Origin of the sequence: Paenibacillus alkaliterrae (assembly GCF_021532375.1) — a bacterium.
GTDB lineage: Bacteria > Bacillota > Bacilli > Paenibacillales > Paenibacillaceae > Pristimantibacillus > Pristimantibacillus alkaliterrae.
The window spans coordinates 1-20022 of sequence record NZ_JAKGAP010000092.1 but is presented as its reverse complement, the minus strand read 5'-3'; the positions used below and the strand labels follow the sequence as shown (position 1 = coordinate 20022).

Below are 20022 nucleotides of genomic sequence, written 5' to 3'. Positions count from 1 at the left end.
CATCTGGTGGGAAATCAACAGCAGAAAGATTCGTAATGACGGTTTCATAAGCGCCGTTCGGCAGGACGAAACGAACAACCCGAAAGGAAATCGGGTGAAACAAGTTCTCCTGCAAATCCAAAAAATCAAAGGTAGACGTGGAAGGGGCTACGCCACACATTTTCATCTGCTTGTCAAGTGTTTTTTTTCATTTTTATACAAAAAAAGAGCGGGTTATCTTTTTGATAACCTGCTCTTTTTCTTGATATTTGGCTCTGCGCCTTAACTTAATGACATTGCCACGAGCGGTGCTCTTTTTGTTTTACTAGTTGTGGCTGACAGAATGTTGGCGAATGGTTGTAACCAACTCATCAAAAGTATAGATATGGTTAACCATATCTACTGTGAAATCTTCTGCTGCCTTCGTGCTCATTACAAAACGTAAACCATTATATCGTAAGAAGATCAGAAGGGCAGTAAATGCGGTGCGTTTGTTGGCATTATGAAAGGGATGATTTTGGCCAAGAGATTCAAACAAAGCTGCCGCCTTATCGTAAATAGAAGGGTAGGCGTCTTCTCCAAAGGCCGATGACTGAGGACGAAATACTGCGGACTCCAGCAGGCTGGAGCTTTTCACGCCGATCTGTTCTCCTTCACTATACTTCTGTATCATGGCAACATTAATAGCAATGACCTCTTGGATGGTCAAATAACGGGTTTTGGTCATCTATCTTTTAATCCTTTTAAGGTTTGATCATAATCATTTATTACTTCTGAAAGGCTTTCCATAAAATCATCACTTATTCCAGCAGGCAATGTCACTTTAGTGACCTTTTTGATCACGATTTCTCCACTGTTCTGATTAACATCGATTTGAACCGTATCTCCGAGATCAAGACCAATTTGTTTTAATGCATCTGTCATTGTTATACCCAGACTATTTCCGAACTTTGTTACTTTCCGTTCCATTTCAATCACCTTGCCCATCTTAGTTCCCTCCTTATCATACTATTCAACCGTTATAACAATTATACATTAAATCTTATCCGGATTAAATATTTTTTCGATTACCCCTCATTCTGAAAAAGACACCTGGATAGGTGTCTTTTGGCGTGTGGCTATGAATAAAAGATGTGACTGAATCTAATTTATTGCAGCATTGTATTTGGATATGGGAATTGAGTGGAATAGTTATTAAACTGTTGATAGGCTTGGTCGAGCTTGGTTTGCTGCTCCGCTTCTAATTTATAGTGGCCTTTTCGGAACATCAATTCAAACAATTCATATTGGCATTGATGCGTCTCGTTCAAAATCGTCATGATATCTTGGTGCAGATCAGAATGACTTGCCTCTCTGGCGGATACGTTAAAGCTGTCCGTTAAATATTTTTCCATGGCCAAAATGTCATTGACACGGTCGCGGTCATTCATTTCCGGGCCTTTGACTTGCGGTTCATTGGCAGGTTTAGCATTTTTGATGGTTTGCGGATTTTGATTCATGTATGGAACCTCCTTTTATTGTTGTGTTTGCGGAACTTTTTTCATCTCTTCTGTATTGTTGTTTTGCAGGTGTTTTAATAACAGCGTGTAATGTCTTTGATGCATTTGACCGGCCTTATCAATCATTTGGCTAATTTCCTGGTCAGAGCATTCTTGTGCAAAATGGCGGCATTTTTTCATGGCCAAGATCTCCCATGATAATTGGTCTTTTAAATAAAGCGAGTCTTTAATTGTAATCACTTGAGGCGGAACCTGCATCATGTTGTTTTGCTGCTGTTGTTGAGTTTGATTTTGTTGCATAGCTAGTCTCCTTAAGTATGTATTTACGTATAGCTTGCCGCAAAATCAATAAAATAATTCATACAATTGCCAGCTCTAAGTTGAACTCCGACTTACCACAATCGAATTAGATTGTGGATTTTTTCTATTTCAGAGATAATAATAAAATTCTAAGGAGTCGTTGAAATGTTGATTGCTCATGCGGTCATATTAGGAGGAATTTCGATGTATAAGGTGCTTTTGGTGGATGATGAGGCGGATGTGAGGGAAGGGCTCGTCCAGGAGATCGATTGGGAGTCATGCGGATTCACGGTTGCGGGGACCGCCGAGAACGGGAGAGAGGCCATGGAGCTGGCGGAACGGCTGGATCCGGATGTCGTTATTACGGATATCAGCATGCCGTTTAAGGATGGGCTGCAGCTCTCCGAATGGCTGAGGCTCCATCATCCGCTTGCCAAAATCGTCATCCTGACCGGCTATGATGAATTCGATTATGCCCGTCAAGCCATCCGGCTCAGTGTAGACGAGTATTTGCTGAAGCCGTTCTCGGCCGACAGCTTCATGGAGCTGCTTTTGAAAATAAAGCATAAAATCGAAGCAGAAGTGGCGGAACGGGAGGATGTCCGGCAGCTTAAGGAGCATTATCGGACGAGTCTGCCCCTGCTCCGCGAAACCTTTCTCGCTTCCTTGCTTACGCGTAAGCTTCCCAAAACCAAAATCGAAGAAAAGACGATGAATTACGGACTTCGTCTATCGGGAGCCCGTTATACAGCGGCGGTGATCGCGCTGCACCCGCCGGATGAAACGGGCCAAGAAGGCTTCGAGTACTCGCTGCGGTATTCAGGCGATCTCGATTTGATGCTGCACGCCATGTTGAATATAGCGAGGGAAATATGGGAATCAGCGAGTCTTGGAAGCGCATTCATCTATCAAGACAGTATCGCGCTGCTGGCTATTGATGCAGAAGGCCAAGATGAGGCTTGGCTTCGCCAGACGCAGGAGGTGCTTGATAACGTGCTGAAGAGCATTGTTCATTATTTGAAGCTGCCCGTGACGATCGGCATGGGATCGGTGGTAACCGACATCGCGGATGTGAAATATTCCTTTGGCGATGCGCTGCTGGCACTGGATTACCGGCTGGTGCTGGGCTCGGGGAAGGTTATTTTCATCCATGACGTGGAGAATCCAAGAAGCGAGAAGCTGCGATTCGACGAATTGAAGGAGCAGGTCTTAATCCGCAGCTTGAAGGTGGGGACCACGGAAGAGCTGAGCGATGCGGTCGGCGCTATATTTAGCGAGCTTTTCGATTCGGCGTATGCGTACAACGACATCCAGGTGTATCTGCTTGAGGTGGTCACGGCTGTATTGCGAACGGCGAAGGATGCCGACGTCGATTTGGACGAGCTGTTCGGCGCCGGTTTTCAGCTGCATGCGGAAATTTTTAAATTTTCAGGCCTGCAGGAAGCGCAAAGGTGGTTCCATGATTTATGCCTTCGCATAATGAAGCATATTTCCAGCAAGCGGCAGCATTCTTACAAAGACATTGTCGAAAAGGCGGTTCACTATACGAAAGAACATTTTAGCGATTCTGAAATATCGATTCAACGGCTCTGTTCGCACTTGCACATCAGCCCGGGGTATTTCAGCGGGGTGTTTAAGAAAGAGGTCAAAATGACGTTTGTGCAGTATTTGATGCATATTCGCATGGAGTCTGCCAAGGAGCTGCTGCGTACGACGGAGCTGAAGGCATTCGAGATTGCCGAACGGGTCGGCTTCGCCGATCCGAACTATTTCAGCTTTTGCTTCAAGAAGCAGGTCGGCATTTCGCCGAAGGAGTACCGAAGCCGCAGCATTGCTTCCGATGAGGAGGACGGCGACGCATGAAATTGTCCCTCCTTAAACGAAAGGAGACGCCTTCTTTCCTTCGGCGGTGGATGAAGGGAATTCAAGCCGGCAGCATCCAATCGATCATTATGTGGTCGTTTTCCGTATTTATTCTCGTTATCGTGGCTATTGTTGCCGTACTTCTTTACGATAAATTTTCGCGAACCGCCGAACAAAACGTCTTTCTCAGCACGCAGCAAATTGTGGATCAGGTAAGCTACAATCTCGAGGATTACGTAGACGGCATGGCTCAGCTGTATCGCGCAATTGAAGAAAATATGCTGGCAGACGGCCAGTGGGACGATGATCAGGTGACCAGGCAGCTGGATACGATCATGAGCAGCCGCGACGATATCGTGTCGATCGGGTTGTTTGACGACCAGGGCAGCCTTCTGCGGAACCACCCTTCAATGCCGGTCCGGGAGAGCGCCCGCGTGTCTCAGCAGAGCTGGTTCCACTCCGCCATGCGCGTATCGAATCATCTCAGCTTCTCGCTGCCGCATGTTCAAAATTTGTATGACGATACGTATAAATGGGTCGTTTCCATGAGCAAGGGGATTACGGTCGTTCACGATGGCGAGCCCATGCACGTCGTTCTTCTGGTCGATATTAACTTTAAAAAAATCGATGAGCTGAGCAGCCGGATCAGTCTCGGAAAGCGGGGATACGTATATATTATAGACGAAGGGGCGGGCAATATCGTCTATCATCCGCAGCAGCAGCTGATTTACATGGGGCTTCGCAACGAAAGCGTAGAGAAGGCACTTACGTCATCAGACAGCTATATCGATGAATCGGCTGGCTTGAAGCGGCTCAATACGGTGAAGTCAGTCGTTAATATCGGCTGGAAGGTCGTCGGCGTTTCCTATTTGGATGAAATCATGACGACCCGTGAGGAAATGAACCGTTATCTGGTTCAGGTGGTAGCGGTCGTTCTTGTGCTGGCCGTGCTTATCTCGCTGCTGCTTTCGGCTATGCTGACAAGGCCGATCAGGCGCATGGGCCAAACGATGAAGGCGGTCGAGCGGGGCGATTTCAACGTAGAGCTTCCGCTGAAGGGACCGCTGGAGGTCGTTCAGCTTTCAAGCCGCTTTAATCTGATGTTGGACAAGATTAGACAGCTGATGAGACAGATCATCGTTGAGCAGGAATCGAAAAGAAAATATGAGCTCGAGGCGCTGCAAGCGCAGATTAACCCTCATTTTCTATATAATACGCTTAATTCGGTGGTCCGTATGGTTGGGATGAGCAAAAACGAAGAGGTTATCACGATGATTACCTCGTTGTCGAAGCTGTTCCGCATCAGCTTGAGCAAAGGGAAGACAAGCATCACAGTCGGGGAGGAGCTCGAACATGCGCGGCATTATTTGACGATACAACAGATGCGTTTTAAGCGGAAATTCGATTTTACGATCGATGCGGACGAAGCTTCTTTATCCTGCTTTACGCTGAAGCTGGTGCTGCAGCCGCTAATCGAAAATGCCATTGTACACGGAATCGAATATATGGTGGACGAGGGTCTGATTCGGATCAGCGCTCGCGTACAGGGTGACATGCTAGTGCTTGAGGTCGCGGATAATGGCGTAGGGATGCCGCAGCAGAAGGTCGAGAGCATTTTGGCGGACACCCAGTCTTATAAAGATGAGTCTCGCATCGATAGCGGATCCGGCTCGGGGGTAGCGGTCCGTAACGTGCATGATCGGATTCGCCTCTATTATGGCATCCAGTATGGACTGGAATTTGAAAGTGAGCAGGAAGAGGGAACGACGGTGCGCGTCTATATCCCGGTGATGCGAGAGACTGGCGAGGAGGCACGGGACGATGAATAAGAGGTGTAAGCTTTTGAAAATGCTCGGGTTATGCGCTTTGATGCTGGCTGCAGCGGGACTTTCCGCCTGTTCAACCTCTCAGCTGGGGAACGTGGAGGAAAGCCCGATACGCATCGCCCTTGTCGCGCCTGTCCATGCCGAAGAGCAGGGAGATGCGATGCGGCTGGGGGCTGATGCAGCGGCAAAGGAATTTGCAGTCGAGCTGGAATACATCTCGTTTGAGCCGATGGAAGGGGCAAAGGAACAGCTTAGCGCTGCCTTGCAAATCGTGCAAAAGGGTGCTTCCGCGGTGCTGATCGATCCTGCTGATGAAAGGGTATTAACGGAGCTTGCCGCCAGCGCCTTTGCAGCAGGGGCACCCGTCGTCGCACTCAATGATGAACGGACGGCGAAGGGCGTCATGGCGGCGATTGCGATTGATAACGAGGAGGCTGGCCGCAAGGCGGGTGAGGCAATGGCGGAGCTGCTTGGCGGCAGCGGAACTGTGGCTATTCTTCGCTCGGATCGGAGCGATCCCGATCTGGAGCAGCGCGAAGCGGGTGCGCGGGCTGTGCTCGCGGAATATGCCGGAATCCGGATTACAGACGGGGCTGTATGCGGCAACTCAAGGGACGCGTGCTGGCAGGCCGCCAAGCAGCTGCTCGATAAAGGTCCTTTAGACGGCGTTCTGGCGCTTGAAATTCAAGCATCGCTAGGCGTATCCGATGAGCTCAAACGGCGCGAAGAGCAAGGGAAGACCAAGATCGTCACGTTCGGCAACGAATTGGAGCAGCTCGAGCTGCTTCAGGAGGGAATCATCCATAAGCTGGTCGTACAAAATGGCTTCAGCACGGGTTATCTCGGCGTGAAGCAGGCGGTAGCGCTGCTATCCGGCGAACGAATCGAGAAGTTGACCCTGCTGGAGACGAAGGTGATCGACGCCGACAATATGTTCTGGATGAATAACCAGAAGACGCTGTTTCCGTTCGTCCAATGAATGCGAAGACCTTCGAATGATAAAAATTGATGAGAATTTTAATAGAAAGCATGAGAATATTGCATTCGAATTGGTCCTGGAATCCGTCATAATGACGGTAGACGCTGAATCGCGGCACAAGGTTGTGATTCAGCGAAAACCGAAAGTAATCAGGGAGGTCTACACAGGTGAAAAAGAAATGGATGCTTGTGCTTATGACAGGAATAATGCTGACTGCGGCTGCATGCGGAAATAATGGCGGCGGAAATACGAACAGCGGCAGCGGCGGCAATGAAAATGGGTCTGATGCCGGAAGCGCTTCGCAGGTTGGAGTAGCGATCTATAAGTTTGACGATACATTCATGACCGGCGTACGCAACGCGATGTCGGACGCGGCGGAAGGCAAGGCGAAGCTGGATATCGTTGACAGCCAGAATGCGCAGCCGACGCAAAATGAGAAGGTCGATTTGTTCATCTCCAAGAAATACGATTCCATGATCATTAACCCGGTTGACCGTACGGCTGCGGGCGTTATTATCGACAAGGCGAAGGGAGCCGATACCCCGGTCGTCTTCCTCAATCGCGAGCCGATTGCCGAGGATATGAACAAATGGGATAAGGTTTATTACGTAGGAGCGAAAGCGGAGGAGTCCGGCACGATTTCCGGCCAACTGATCGTAGACTACTGGAAAGCTAATCCTGCGGCTGACAAGAATGGCGACGGCAAGCTTCAGTACGTAATGCTGACAGGCGAGCCGGGTCATCAGGACGCCGAGCTGCGGACGAAGTTCTCCGTACAAGCGATTCAAGACGCCGGCATCGAAGTGGATGCGCTTGCGGAGGATACGGCAATGTGGGATCGCGTCAAAGGACAAGAGAAAATGCAAACCTTCCTCGCGTCGCATGGCGACAAAATTGAAGCGGTTCTAGCGAACAATGACGATATGGCGCTTGGCGCGATTGAAGCATTGAAGGCTGCCGGCTACTTCAAGGGTGACAAGTTTATTCCGGTAGTCGGCGTAGACGCTACGGCACCGGCCATACAAGCGCTGCAAGACGGAACGATGCTTGGAACGGTGCTTAACGATGCCAAAAACCAAGGCGCTGCTTCCGTAGCGATTGCGACCGCACTTTCGAAGGGCGAAACGCCGACCAAAGAAAATACCGGTTTTGACATTACGGATGGCAAATATGTCTGGATCGCATACAAGAAAATCACCAAGGACAACATCGCCGACGCGCAGTAATAGGAATTCGAACGGAGGGGCAGCGGCTTTTAGTGGCGTTGTCCCTTCGTCATCAACAAAGGTCCGTAATGTGGGGGGATAAAAAATGGCGGAGCTAAACGTGCTGGAAATGCGGGGAATTTCCAAGGCTTTTCCCGGCGTTCAGGCGCTCAGCGATGTAACGTTAAAGGTAAGGCCCGGTACGGTTCATGCGCTCATGGGAGAGAACGGGGCGGGGAAGTCCACTTTAATGAAATGTTTGTTCGGCATTTATAAGCCTGATGAAGGCGAAATTTACATCGATGGCAAGAAGATGGCAATTAACAACTCGAAAGACGCATTGAATAGCGGGGTATCGATGATTCATCAGGAATTGCATCCTATTCCGCACCGTAATGTCATGGAAAATATTTGGCTCGGACGGTTTCCGATGTTCGGATACGGGCCATTCAAGCTCGTCAATGAGAAACGAATGTATCAGGATACATTAGATTTATTCCGCGACCTTGAAATCGATATCGATCCGCGGGCCCGGACGGGATCTCTTTCCGTATCGAAGATCCAGTCGCTCGAAATCGTCAAGGCTGTTTCGTTCAACTCGAAGGTGATCGTGATGGATGAACCAACATCCTCGCTGACCGGCAACGAAGTGGAGCAGCTGTTCAGCATTATTAACCGGCTGCGCAAGCGCGGTGTATCCATTATTTATATATCTCACAAAATGGAAGAAATTTTACGGATATCGGATGAAGTGACGATTATGCGGGATGGCAAATATGTCGGTACTTGGCCAGCAGCCGATCTGACCACCGATCTTATCATTACACGTATGGTGGGCCGGGATTTGAAGGAGCGTTTTCCCGAGCGGAAGAATGTGCCCGGAGAAACATTGATGAAGGTTGAGCGTCTGTCATCCCCTAATCCAAAGTCGTTTCAGAATGTGTCCTTCGAGCTTCGGCGCGGAGAAATTCTCGGCTTGGGCGGTCTCGTGGGCGCTCAGCGGACGGAGCTCATCGAGGCATTGTTCGGACTTCGGGGCGTGGCATCAGGGACCATCTCGATCGATGGGAAAAACGTCAAAATCAAATCGCCGTCCGATGCCAAAAAGCATAATATCGCGCTCCTGACGGAGGAACGGCGGGCAACGGGTATTTTTCCGGTGCTGTCGGTCTATGAGAATACGATTATTGCCAATCTGGGGCGTTATCAGAACCGGATAGGTTTGTTAAACGAACGCAAAGGCAAAGAGGAAGCCGCGCTGAACGTCGAGAAGCTGAGGACGAAGACGCCGTCCGTGAATACACAGATTCGCAACCTGTCGGGCGGCAATCAGCAAAAGGTGCTGCTTGCGCGCTGGCTGCTTACGAATCCGGATATTTTACTGCTCGATGAGCCTACCCGCGGTATCGATGTCGGCGCGAAATTTGAAATTTACACGATTATTACGCAGCTTGCCATGCAAGGGAAAAGCATTATTATGATTTCTTCCGAAATGCCGGAGCTGCTCGGCATGTCCGACCGCATTATGGTGATGAGCGAAGGCCGCATGACGGGTATCGTACAAGGCAATCAGGCAACGGAGCAAGAAATCATGCGTCTGGCCGCGCAGCAACGGATGGCTGAATCAGGAGGGGTAACATATGAATTCGCTAGCAATAGTTAAAATAAGAGATTATTTGGCACAACGTGCCATATTCGTTGTATTGATCATGCTCGTCATTGGAATCGCGGTTGCGGATCCGAACTTTTTGGCCTTTTCCACGCTGCGGGATATTATGCAGCAATCATCAACGAGACTGATTATTGCACTGGGCGCGGCGTTCATTCTCATTACGGGCGGCGTCGATTTGTCCGCTGGCCGCGTGGTCGGCTTGACGGCTGTCATCTCGGCTTCCATGCTTCAAATCGATACGTATGCCAATCGTTTTTTTCCGGATCTTCCGCAGCTGTGGGTAGGCATCCCGATTATTGTCGGGATTATGGCAGGACTGTTAGTCGGTCTTGTGAACGGTCTGATTATAGCCAAGTTTCATGTGCCCCCATTTATCGCTACGCTCGGAACAATGGTCGGGATCTACGGGGTGAACTCCCTCTACTTCGACATGGAGCCGAATCAATCGCAGCCGATTGGCGGCCTTCGGGATGATTTTACGAAGTGGGGTTCCGGCTTTATCGATCTCGGCGGCGGTTATTCGATTCCGTACATCGTAATTATCGCTGTGGTTGTCGCATTGATTTGCTGGGTTATTTTCAACAAAACGCGTCTTGGCAAAAACATGTACGCCATCGGCGGCAACGTCCAAGCTGCACATGTATCGGGTATTAATGTTGCCCGCAACCTCATTGCCATCTATGCGATTTCAGGTGCTCTCTATGGACTTGCCGGGGTGCTTGAGGCTGCGAGAACCGGCGGAGCAACGAACAACTATGGCAATATGTACGAGCTTGACGCCATAGCGGCCTGCGTGGTCGGCGGCGTTTCGACCGCTGGCGGTATCGGTACGGTGCCTGGCGTTGCGGCGGGGGTACTGATCTTCGGCGTCATCAACTATGGCTTGACCTATATTGGCGTTAGTCCGTACTGGCAGCTGATTATTAAAGGACTCATTATCGTGGCTGCGGTTGCTTTCGACATTCGCAAATACATGGCGAAAAAATAATTGCTAAACGATTGAGCCGAGTAAGACCGTAAAATAACAATTTCATGCTAAGCAGTGGCCGCCGGCAAGTTTCCAGCGGTCCTTGTTTGTTATGTAAACCAGAGGGGGACGGCATGTGAAGGTGAAATTAGAGAACTCAGGCAGGTCAGCCGTTCGTTTCTCGCTGGGCCGGAAGCTGACAGCGGCTTTTTTCGCGGTATCGCTGCTTGTGGGCGCGACTGCCGGCGCGGCTTATTCTTTTTTGGACAGGCTGGAAAGTAACTACTCTTCCTTGCTCGATAAGCACACCGGCTCGATGGAGCTGGTAGCCAAGATCGAGATGGATACGCAGCGTCAGAACAGTCTATTGTTCGGCTATTTAATAGAGCCGTCTGCTGACAAAGAGAAGCAGCTATTCGAAACCAATGGACAGCTGGGAACGGTCATCAGCACAATGGTAAGCGCTTCAAATTCTGGGGAGAAGGAAGAAGCCGTTCGTACGCTCTCGGAATCGAATGACACCTTCGCCAGGCTGCTCGTTAAAATAAAGGACTATGTGAGTCAGAACCGGCCGGATTTGGCGAAGGCCGAGGCGCTCATGTGGTCGATTCCGCTGACCGATACGATGAATGATGCGGCCGAGCAGCTGCGCACGACGGAGAAAGCTGCTTTGCAGAGCGAGCTGGTCCGCTATCAGGAACAATCGAAGGCTACCGTACGCACGCTAATTATTTGCAGCATAACCGTTCTTATTATTGCGATTTCGATAGGACTTATCCTCTCCAAGCTTATCGTTAAGCCGATGCGGCTCATGCTTCGAACCGTAGGGGAGATGGCCGCAGGCGATCTCACCGTCGCTCCCGTGGAAGTGAGAAACAGGGATGAAATCCGCGAGCTGGCTGCCGCATTTAATGGGATGAAGAGCAATTGGAACGGCATGATCAGCGATCTCGGAAGGCATGCCGTCAAAGTCGCGGGTTCGGCCGAGAAGCTGCGGCAGCATTCTAATCAATTCATGCAATCCTCCGAGGAAATTTCAGCGATTATGGGACAAATTTCGGCAGGGACGGAGGAACAAGTGAAAAGCGTGGATCTAGGAGTTTCGACGGCCTCGGAGATGTCGTTCGGCGTAAGTGAAATCGCCGGTCTTGCGGATCAGGCCGACCGTCAATCGGCACATGCGCTTCAGGAAACGGAAACAGGCGAGCGGATCGTGACGTCGACTGTAGCCCAGATGCAGGTCATTCAGCGCCAAATGCGGGATTTAAGCGAATTCATCGACCGATTAGGCGTGAGATCCGAGAAAATCGTCGATGCGTCAGCCTTGATCGCGAACATTTCACAACAGACCCAAATGCTTGCGCTTAATGCTTCCATTGAGGCGGCAAGAGCTGGGGAAGCCGGTAAAGGGTTTGCCGTGGTTGCCCAGGAGGTCCGCAAGCTGTCGGTCCAGACCGGAGTTGCAGCTGACGAGGTGTCCGAGCTCGCCCGGGCCGTCGGCAGCGAGACGGAGTTCGTCATAGAAGCGGCCAAAGCCGGCACGCAGGAGGTCGCCGCCGGCCTGTCTAAAGTCAATCAGGCGGGAGAGGCGTTCTCCAGCATACGCTTGGCGGTGAAAGAGGTTGCGGAGCAAATCGGAAGGGTATCGCAGCAAGCCGACCGTCTGACTGAGCATTCGGGGGCTGCCGTACATGCCATCCGTTCCATCGATCAAGTCGCGAAGCAGACTGCGGACGGGTCTCGCGAGGTATACGCCCACACGGAAGAACAGCATGCGGGCGTGCAGGAGATGATGGCCGCCATGGATGGGCTTACCCAATTATCGGAAGAGCTGCAAGCCATGATTCGCAAATTCAAGGTATGAGGATTAATGAAACCCCTGGCCGCCTCCGGCTAGGGGTTATTTGCGCAGCCATGGACAGAGACGGCCGGCTATCGATCTCATCGGAAAGGTCGGCGGATAGCGTTCTTATTAAAATTAAAGATACAGGCCAAGGGATGTCTCCTGAGGTTGTGAAAGGATTATTTATTCCATTTTTCACGCGGAAGGAGAATGGGACGGGACTTGGACTGGTCGTGTGCAAGCGAATTTTGGACAGCTGCGGAGGATGCCTGCTAATAGACAGCCAAGAGGGCGCAGGAACCGAGATAACGATCCAAATCCCGCTGGTTCTGATATAATCGTTTACAGGGTGAAAGAAGAGTCGGCAAGGAGCGAATCGTTTATGTCTGTCGTTACAAAAAGCGGCACTCTACAGCAACTTGGCGCTCCCGAGCCTCGTACGGCGCTCTATAATGGATTTGTACAGCAACTACGCGCTCCCGGGGCTCGTTTGGTGCGCTATACTGGATTATACATCGAAAATAAAAAGAGACCTCGAGAGGTCTCTTTTCTGTTAACTACATCACAATAAAATCGTTCCGGTACCTTTCGAAGTCGGCTGCTTTGCATTCCAGCTTCATCTTGGTACCCTCCGGCTCATAGCTGGTGGACTGCACATGGGCATGCTCATTGAAGTAAGCGACTAAACGCCCCTGATCGAACGGAATCAATATTTCACATTCCATATAATCCTGGAAGATATGACCGCGAATGAGCTCGATCAGCTCATCTAATCCGCTGTTTTCCTTGACGGACAGGTACACGCGGTTGTCTTCCGTTTGCGGATACGGCTGCTCCGTCAAATCGCATTTGTTGTAAGCGAAAATCGTCGGTATATCATAGGCGCCCAGCTCCTTTAACGTTTCATTCGTTACCGAGATCAATTTCTCGTAATCGGCATGGGCGTAATCGACGACGTGCACGAGCAAATCGGCCTCGGTTACCTCCTCGAGCGTGGAACGGAACGCTTTGACCAGGTGATGAGGCAGCTGGCTGACGAACCCTACGGTATCGGTTAATAAGAATGATTTGTTGTTAGGCATATCAATGCTTCTAACCGACGTTTCCAGCGTCGCGAACAGCATATTCTGGACAAAAACCTGCTTATCGGTTTGCGGATTATATTTTTGCAGCAGGGCATTCATCAGGCTCGATTTACCCGTATTGGTATACCCGACGAGACAGACGACGGGCACCTCGTTTTTTTGCCGCTGCTTCCGCTGAATTTGGCGTCTGGCGACGAGCTTCTCCAGCTCGGTTTGCAGCGCCGTTATCCGCTCCTCGATCCTTCTGCGGTCGAGCTCGAGCTTGGTTTCGCCGGCGCCTCTATTCTTGAGACCAGCGCCGCCGCCCTGCCGGCCTAATGAAGCGCGAAGGCCGACCAGACGGGGGAGCATATACTGCAGCCGTGCGACTTCGACCTGAAGCTGGGCTTCCCTCGTCTTGGCGCGTTCGGAAAAAATATCCAGAATAAGGATCGTCCGGTCAATGACCGTTCTCTCCAAAGATGCCTCCAGATTGCGAATTTGAGAAGGGGACAGCTCATCATTAAAAATAACGACTTGCGCGTCATGCGCTTCCGCCAGAGCGCGAAGCTCATCCAGCTTGCCGGTTCCGATGTAATGGGAAGGATTTACTCGGGCTGCCTTCTGGCTAAGCTCATCGACTACATCTATAGAGTTGGCGTCAGCCAGATTGCGAAGCTCCTGCATCGAGTACGGGAAGTCGGTTTGATTCTGCAGCTCAACGCCGACGATAATTGCTTTTTGCCGGGTTTGTTCCATCGTTCATCATCCTCTAACGGTTATTTATAAAACAAAAAAACACGGGCAGGTCTGCCCGTGTTTACGACGGTATCGGCGAGAGGATATCAGAAAAAGTCCATAAGGAAAACATTCCTTATGACAGGTGCCAATCTAAAGGCAAATACGACAAGCGGGTGATCTCCGAGCGTCTCGTCGTATTTATTCATAATGGGTTACCTTCAAAATGGACAGACCAATCCTGAGTCCTCTGCGCGCAGGCAGAGCTTCGGCGCTATTCAATTAGCGGCGCAAAGACCTAACTCGGATAAAGTCTATCACACGTAACCCTCCGTTCCTGTAAAGTAGCTACAGTGTAGCACAATGGCCAGTCCCAGTTCAAGTTGGTTTCAAACCTGATTTACTACTATTGAGCCGCTAAAATTGCTGGCGAAGGGTAAAGAGATCCTTCAACGCTTCCGTCGACAGCTCGGTAATCCAGCCTTCGGAGCTGGTAATTACATTGTCGCTAAGCTGCTGCTTGTTATCGAGCATTTCGTCAATGCGCTCCTCCAGCGTGCCGAGCGAGATGAACTTGTGAACCTGCACGTCACGGGTTTGGCCCATCCGGTAAGCGCGGTCCGTGGCCTGATTCTCTACCGCCGGATTCCACCAGCGATCGAAGTGAAACACATGGTTGGCTGCCGTAAGATTAAGGCCGACGCCGCCCGCTTTGATGGACAGAATAAACACGCCGGGCTGCTCGGCAGGCGGCTGGGCCGTCGACTGAAACTGCTCGATCATCCGGTCGCGAGCCGACTTGGACGTGCTGCCGTTCAAGTAAAGAACAGGCTCCTGAAGCTCCTGCTGAAGCACCCGCTGCAGCAGTTGCCCCATGCCGATGTACTGCGTGAATATCAGGCACCGGTCGCCCTCGTCGCGCAGCTCCCTTACCATCGCGAGCAGACGCTCGAGCTTGGAGGAACGACTAACCAGCGTTTCCGTTTCCAAAACATCAGCGGCTGCAGAAGTAACCTCAGCGACCGCCTCCTTCGTTAAGAGGATGGGATGGTCACATAGCTGCTTCAGCTGCGTGAGCGCGGCCAGAATGGCTCCTTTACGTTCAATACCCTCCAGCGCTTGCATGCGCTCCATGAGCTGGTTGACAGTCTGGTTGTAGAGCGCTCCCTGCTCGGCCGTGAGATGAATATAGGTTTTCATTTCGTTCTTATCCGGCAAATCGAGCTGAATCGCCGGATCCTTCTTCTTGCGGCGAAGCATGAACGGCTTGACCAGCCTCTGCAAATCGGCGGTGCGCCCCGCATCTTGCTCCTTCTCAATGGCATTAGCGAACCGGTTAGCAAAAGCATGAGAGCTGCCCAGGTAACCCGGATTAATGAAATCGTAGATGGACCATAGCTCCGAAAGCCGATTTTCGATAGGCGTTCCCGTGAGCGCAACGCGATGTCTGGCGGACAGGCTGCGAACGGCAGCAGATTGTTTCGTTTGAGCGTTTTTAATGTTTTGCGCCTCGTCCAAGCTAATGGATGCCCATGTGTAAGCCTGAAGCAGCTCCTGATCCAGCGTTGCTGTAGCATAGGAAGTCAGGATGACATCCGCCTGCAAGGTCGCGGCTGCAAATTCTTCTCCGCTAAAACGCTTGTTCCCGTAATGGAGCATGACCCTCAGTGAAGGGGCGAAGCGATGGAGCTCCTTCTGCCAGTTGCCCAACACAGAGGTAGGGCAAATGATAAGGGAAGGAGCGCCGCCATCCGGTCTTGCCGCTGTTTCCTGGAGATGCAAGAGATAAGCGATAAGCTGCACGGTTTTGCCGAGTCCCATGTCATCGGCCAGACAGGCGCCAAGCCCGAAGCGCCGCAAAAACGCGAGCCAGGCATAGCCGTCCTGTTGATACGAACGCAGCTCGGCCTTCAGTCCGGCAGGCACCGCAAGCTTCGGCCATTCCGTCTGCTGGCCGAGCTGGCTGATGAGCTTCATCAGATGCCCGTTCAGCTCCACCTCAAGCCGGATGCGCGCTTCATTCTCGGTTGATTGATCGTCCTGGACGCTCTCTGCGCCGTCGCTGTTCCCTAGCAAATGCAGCTGGAGCACGTCTTGAAAGGATAAGCCCTGCGAGCTGTCCACGCTTGCCATCGCTTTGCGTATTTGTGCCAGCAGAGCTGGATCGAGCGCGATCCATTGTCCGCGAAAGCGGACTAACCGTTCATTGCGGGCCACAAGCTGGGCAAACTCGGCTTCGGTAAGGTCCGTATCGCCAATGGCGATGCGCCAATCGAAATCGACCAGCGAATCCAGGCCGAACAAGGAGCCGCCGGCGCCGCTCCCTGTGTCAGAGCTGACCTTGGCGCGCAGCCGCGGTTTCTTCCGGCTGGCTGCCTCCCACCAGGCGGGAAGCAGCACTTGCCATCCCGCCTCCAGCAGCCGCTTGCTGTCTGCCGATAAGAAGCGCCAAGCTGCTTCATCGGATAGCGGACTGCTCAACACATCCTCGTTAAGGCCGGCCAATCGTTCTTGAGGCAAACATGCGCGCAGCCGTTCCAGCCAACCTGCAGATCGGCTGCTTACGTGAGCAGACCATTCGGCAGGCCACGATCCGAGTGCTTCGCCGGTTCCGGTAAGGCGCACAGGAGCCAGCGTCGCTTGATCCCGCTTGTCCTGCAGCACCAGCTTAAGTCGCCAAGCAGGTTCAGCATCCTCCGGCTCCAGCAGCTGCAGCACAGGACGAAATGGCGCCGTATCGGACTTCCAGCCAACTGCAATAAGCCACTCCTGCGCATCCAGACCCGTCATAGCCATATGATCCTTGGTAAATAGAAGCGGATATTCTCTTCTTAAATCCGCGGCAGTCGATTCTGTTCCGTAATGGCGGCGATACACGGCTGCAGAGAATGCGGCGTTAAGCCCTTCGATAAAACTGGCATTTGCTTGCCCCAATAAGTCCCGAAGAGGGCCGTCTAGCGCCGATTCGTCCCATGACCATTCCAGCTGCCCTGCTTGGAAGGCGCGATAGCTTGGGATGTAAAGGCGCTCTTCTATGCATGCAGCCAGCTGAGGAGCAAGCTGAACGAGCTCTGCGGCTTGCTCTCCCCAGATCCATTCCAAATGCTCAAGCAGCTTGCCTTCGGCAAAAAACGAAATAACCTGATCGGCGGGGAGCAAGACAGCCTCCAATCCCTGAGCCTGCTGCACTTCCAGCTCCGTGCCGTAGAAAGAAGCCTCGTGCCGGGCGAATAACCGCTGCTTCAAATAGAAGCCGAACAAGTAACGTTCTTCGTCTTTATATCCATAAATAAGCGCATCTCCGTATGCGGTTAAATTGGCTTGTACTGTAATGGTATCCAAATGCTTGCTCATTTGATCAATTTTCCTTTCCGCAGCTCCTCCTGCAGTGCGCGGAGCCGGCTATTCCGGCTGGCGAATGCGTTTAAGAACGTGTCCCAGACCGCTTCTTTTTTCACTTTTTTGTAGAGCTTAGCCAGCCGTTTGAGCAGCTTCACCGCTAATTTGTAGCTGTCCCTATTTTTCAGCAGAACATATCTTTCTACGGCTTGATGGTAATAGGGCAGAAGCAGCTCCGGCGCATGTTTTTCAATGGGTGAAAATACGGTCACGCGATAATCCAGCGGCTCGCTGCCGGTACTTAGCTGATAATCCATCCACTTCTGCCATTTGCCGTAAGCGAGCAGCTTCTCCTCATATAAAAATTTGGAATAAGGAAGCAGACCGACAATGGTTTCCCACATTTTCCCTTCCGCCTGTGGAAACTTCTGAAGCAATGCATCCCAATAGTGCGAGTAGTTGATCGGCATATGTCCATACTGACTCTCGAACCAAGGCGCAGTGGCGACTAACCAATCCGTTAATCGCTGCCATTGCCCGAGCTGATGCAGGTCGTACAAGAAATGCAATAAATCCTCTTCCACAACACCAACACTCTCATGCAAGGATTCTAATAACGCCCAGGCTTCCTTGTCCCCCCCAAGATGGAAGTGCATCCGGCTCTGAGATAACAGCCATGGATATCGGGAGAGGTCCGTCCCGAGCTCCTTCTCAGCCGCCTGCAGATGCTGTAATTCCTCATCATAGAAAGCGGTATCGCTCAAATTCGGTGTGATCCAGTGCATCCAAAGCAGCTCGTACGGGTCTCCGAAATAACGGCTGTTATCCGAAGCTGTCAGCATCTTTTTGCGCGAATACGTTAACGTTTCGATTACACTAGGCCAGCTCTCCGGTTCATCGTTGACCGCAAGCCCTTTCTCGAAAATACGCTCTATAGCCTCCAACAATTCGACAGCAGCGCTGTGCGTGTTAAAGCCTATAAACAGTCCTGATTGATAGAATGAATATTGCGATGAACGCAGTGACTGCTTGGTCAGGTTATCAAGAACAAACAGATGCGTGTGAAGTTCGTATAATTGCTGCATTACGGGAGAGAGCTTCGGCTTGATCTTATGGATAGCGGCTAAAGCATCATGTGCATACTGAAGGTTTCGAGTGCGTTCTCCCAAAGGGGCGGTACAAAGCGCGAACGTCTCATGCCATTCCAAAATGCTCAAGGCGGTCATCCGATCTATCCGCTCTTGTAATTCAGTACGGACAGCATTTTTCTTGTCAGCTATTGCGATGGCTTTCCGATAGGCCGCGGTTTGCGGCGAAAGCTTAGCCTCTTGCTTCGGCACAGCTGTCCATTTCGCATTTGCGAGCTCCTGAACAGACCGATGCTGCTGAGTGGCGTATTCAAGCAGAGCCGCAAACATATGCGCGCAATAGCCTGATTCCTCGCAAGAGCAGTGGCTGACGGCGAAGAAATCTAAATTCATCTGGATGTGATACAGTCCATCATCATCAACTTCTGCTCCCAGCATTTGCGCGGCCGGCATTGTAAGCGCAATGACGCGCCGCTGCTTGTAGAGCTTTTGTCCTCCAGCAATGACAGCATCATCAAAATATTCGGCTACATCCGATAACAGCATATTCCACTGGATTTGATCCATCTTATAGATCGGTTTCATCATCGATTTTTCTCCCGAGCAAATAAAATTTAAAAATAATTCGATTTATTATATCATTTTTTGCGCTTATGCGATGTAAGTATGAGTCGAGCATTGAGGATCGACGTAAATCAAGATTAGAGGTTACGCTAAACCGAAATATTTCAATTCCCTCTCGCCTCCATATATATCATGTGAAGAGACACGCGAGAGGGTGTCTTTTTGTTTTTTCTAAACTCCTGCTAAAGTCCGTTTCAGTCTTTGTGAATTGGACTTTTTTTTTGCTCATAACCAACAATAATTTAGTTATTTGAGTTATTTTGAATTTAGAGGGGGGTGAAGGAGTGTAGTCTAGGGTAGAGCACTCGTTTTTCTGTTCAGACTGAAAATTCTAGGGGAGTGATTGAATTACGGAGAATCTCGTGAAGAGTGTATGTTTGTTTTAGAGGCAGCTCATATCCAAAATTACATTAACTCAAAAAGTAATGATCTAAGAAATGGATTACTCCTTAGAGCTATACTCTTTAAGATTCCCTGTTCCGAAGTAAGATAGAAGATCTATCGCTTGTAATACAGTACTTTTTCCGACTGAGTTTGTCCCTATTAGAACTGTCAGTCTATTTGAAAAATTGATAGTGAAATTTTGTAATGATTTGAAGTTGTCTATAAATAGGCTTGTTATCATGGAGACCACCTCCGCTATTAAACATTACTTATTATTATACCTTAAATCCATAGTCTTAATACAGACATGTTTCCATTACTTTACTATGTCTACCTTACGGGATAGCTATTTGCTCTAAAAGAAATGGCTCATGGGGTTGGATGACTTACGCCACCTCCCCAAACAACCTGAGCATCACACTCCGGCGAATTGTGGTTTTGCACAGCCACGGTTCGCCTCCATACTAAAAACCCGCTCATTGAGCGGGTTTTTCCTGCTTAAGAACTTAATTGTAGACCAAATGTAGACATGAAATTATTGAACGGGCAGGGTATAGTAATCTGGACCCTATGTCAAGGACACTTAAAAAAAGAGTGGTATTGAACAATTAGGAAACCAATAATAGATGATTCCTGTACTGAACAGGGGTCA

The 20022-nt window shown here is 50.5% G+C and carries 17 protein-coding genes; 9 read left to right on the top strand and 8 right to left on the bottom strand.

Going from position 1 to position 20022, the window contains the following annotated elements; genetic code table 11:
• Positions 1–265 (top strand): hypothetical protein (locus L1N85_RS24735; protein WP_235241694.1); only part of this gene is annotated, 265 nt, incomplete at its 5' end.
• A 39-nt stretch (positions 266–304) separates the two neighbouring features.
• Here the strand turns inward: L1N85_RS24735 and L1N85_RS24730 are convergent.
• The 4 genes from L1N85_RS24730 to L1N85_RS24715 all read right to left on the bottom strand — a co-directional run bounded on the left by L1N85_RS24730 (position 305) and on the right by L1N85_RS24715 (position 1778).
• Positions 305–706, bottom strand: a complete 402-nt coding sequence (locus L1N85_RS24730) for a type II toxin-antitoxin system death-on-curing family toxin (RefSeq protein ID WP_235241693.1) — start codon at positions 704–706, stop codon at positions 305–307.
• Positions 703–966 carry an AbrB/MazE/SpoVT family DNA-binding domain-containing protein gene (locus tag L1N85_RS24725; RefSeq protein WP_235241692.1) on the bottom strand — a complete coding sequence of 88 codons (264 nt, stop codon included), beginning with the start codon at positions 964–966 and terminating at the stop codon, positions 703–705. The genes L1N85_RS24730 and L1N85_RS24725 overlap by 4 nt, the downstream gene beginning before the upstream one ends.
• 161 nt (positions 967–1127) lie before the next feature.
• The gene (locus tag L1N85_RS24720) at positions 1128–1478 is read right to left on the bottom strand and encodes a spore coat protein (RefSeq protein WP_235241691.1); all 351 of its coding nucleotides are present in this window, start codon (positions 1476–1478) and stop codon (positions 1128–1130) included.
• Between the two features lie 15 nt (positions 1479–1493).
• Positions 1494–1778: a hypothetical protein gene (locus tag L1N85_RS24715; RefSeq protein ID WP_235241690.1), complete on the bottom strand. Its 285-nt coding sequence runs from the start codon at positions 1776–1778 to the stop codon at positions 1494–1496.
• A 204-nt stretch (positions 1779–1982) separates the two neighbouring features.
• Here L1N85_RS24715 and L1N85_RS24710 point away from each other — a divergent pair, with 204 nt between their 5' ends.
• From L1N85_RS24710 to L1N85_RS24675, 8 genes are all read left to right on the top strand, one after another.
• Positions 1983–3641, top strand: coding sequence for a response regulator (locus L1N85_RS24710; RefSeq protein WP_235241689.1), 1659 nt, complete (start codon positions 1983–1985; stop codon positions 3639–3641).
• A complete protein-coding gene (locus tag L1N85_RS24705) occupies positions 3638–5470 on the top strand; it encodes a cache domain-containing sensor histidine kinase (protein WP_235241688.1) in 1833 nt (610 codons plus the stop codon). The genes L1N85_RS24710 and L1N85_RS24705 overlap by 4 nt, the downstream gene beginning before the upstream one ends.
• On the top strand, positions 5463–6446 hold the full coding sequence (locus L1N85_RS24700; RefSeq protein WP_235241687.1) for a substrate-binding domain-containing protein: 984 nt from the start codon (positions 5463–5465) through the stop codon (positions 6444–6446). Before L1N85_RS24705 ends, L1N85_RS24700 begins: the two co-directional genes overlap by 8 nt.
• 167 nt (positions 6447–6613) lie before the next feature.
• Entirely contained in the window at positions 6614–7672 is a 1059-nt protein-coding gene (locus L1N85_RS24695) for a galactose ABC transporter substrate-binding protein (protein ID WP_235241686.1), read from the top strand.
• Positions 7673–7757: 85 nt separating this feature from the next.
• Positions 7758–9314, top strand: coding sequence for a sugar ABC transporter ATP-binding protein (locus L1N85_RS24690; protein WP_235241685.1), 1557 nt, complete (start codon positions 7758–7760; stop codon positions 9312–9314).
• Complete coding sequence (gene mglC, locus L1N85_RS24685; protein WP_235241684.1) at positions 9292–10311, top strand: galactose/methyl galactoside ABC transporter permease MglC; 1020 nt, start codon at positions 9292–9294, stop codon at positions 10309–10311. The genes L1N85_RS24690 and mglC overlap by 23 nt, the downstream gene beginning before the upstream one ends.
• Before the next feature lie 115 nt (positions 10312–10426).
• A complete protein-coding gene (locus tag L1N85_RS24680) occupies positions 10427–12154 on the top strand; it encodes a methyl-accepting chemotaxis protein (RefSeq protein WP_235241683.1) in 1728 nt (575 codons plus the stop codon).
• 50 nt (positions 12155–12204) lie between these two features.
• Positions 12205–12471, top strand: a complete 267-nt coding sequence (locus L1N85_RS24675; protein ID WP_235241682.1) for an ATP-binding protein — start codon at positions 12205–12207, stop codon at positions 12469–12471.
• A gap of 219 nt (positions 12472–12690) precedes the next feature.
• On the opposite strand, the gene hflX is transcribed toward L1N85_RS24675, so the two are convergent.
• The 4 genes from hflX to L1N85_RS28090 form a co-directional block, all read right to left on the bottom strand.
• Positions 12691–13956 (bottom strand): GTPase HflX, encoded by a 1266-nt coding sequence (hflX, locus tag L1N85_RS24670; protein ID WP_235241681.1) that lies wholly within the window; start codon positions 13954–13956, stop codon positions 12691–12693.
• Positions 13957–14352: 396 nt separating this feature from the next.
• Positions 14353–17289: a DEAD/DEAH box helicase gene (locus L1N85_RS24665; protein WP_235241680.1), complete on the bottom strand. Its 2937-nt coding sequence runs from the start codon at positions 17287–17289 to the stop codon at positions 14353–14355.
• Positions 17286–18950: a hypothetical protein gene (locus L1N85_RS24660; RefSeq protein WP_235241679.1), complete on the bottom strand. Its 1665-nt coding sequence runs from the start codon at positions 18948–18950 to the stop codon at positions 17286–17288. Before L1N85_RS24660 ends, L1N85_RS24665 begins: the two co-directional genes overlap by 4 nt.
• A gap of 478 nt (positions 18951–19428) precedes the next feature.
• Complete coding sequence (locus tag L1N85_RS28090) at positions 19429–19611, bottom strand: AAA family ATPase (RefSeq protein WP_407946562.1); 183 nt, start codon at positions 19609–19611, stop codon at positions 19429–19431.
• Positions 19612–20022 lie beyond the last annotated feature (411 nt).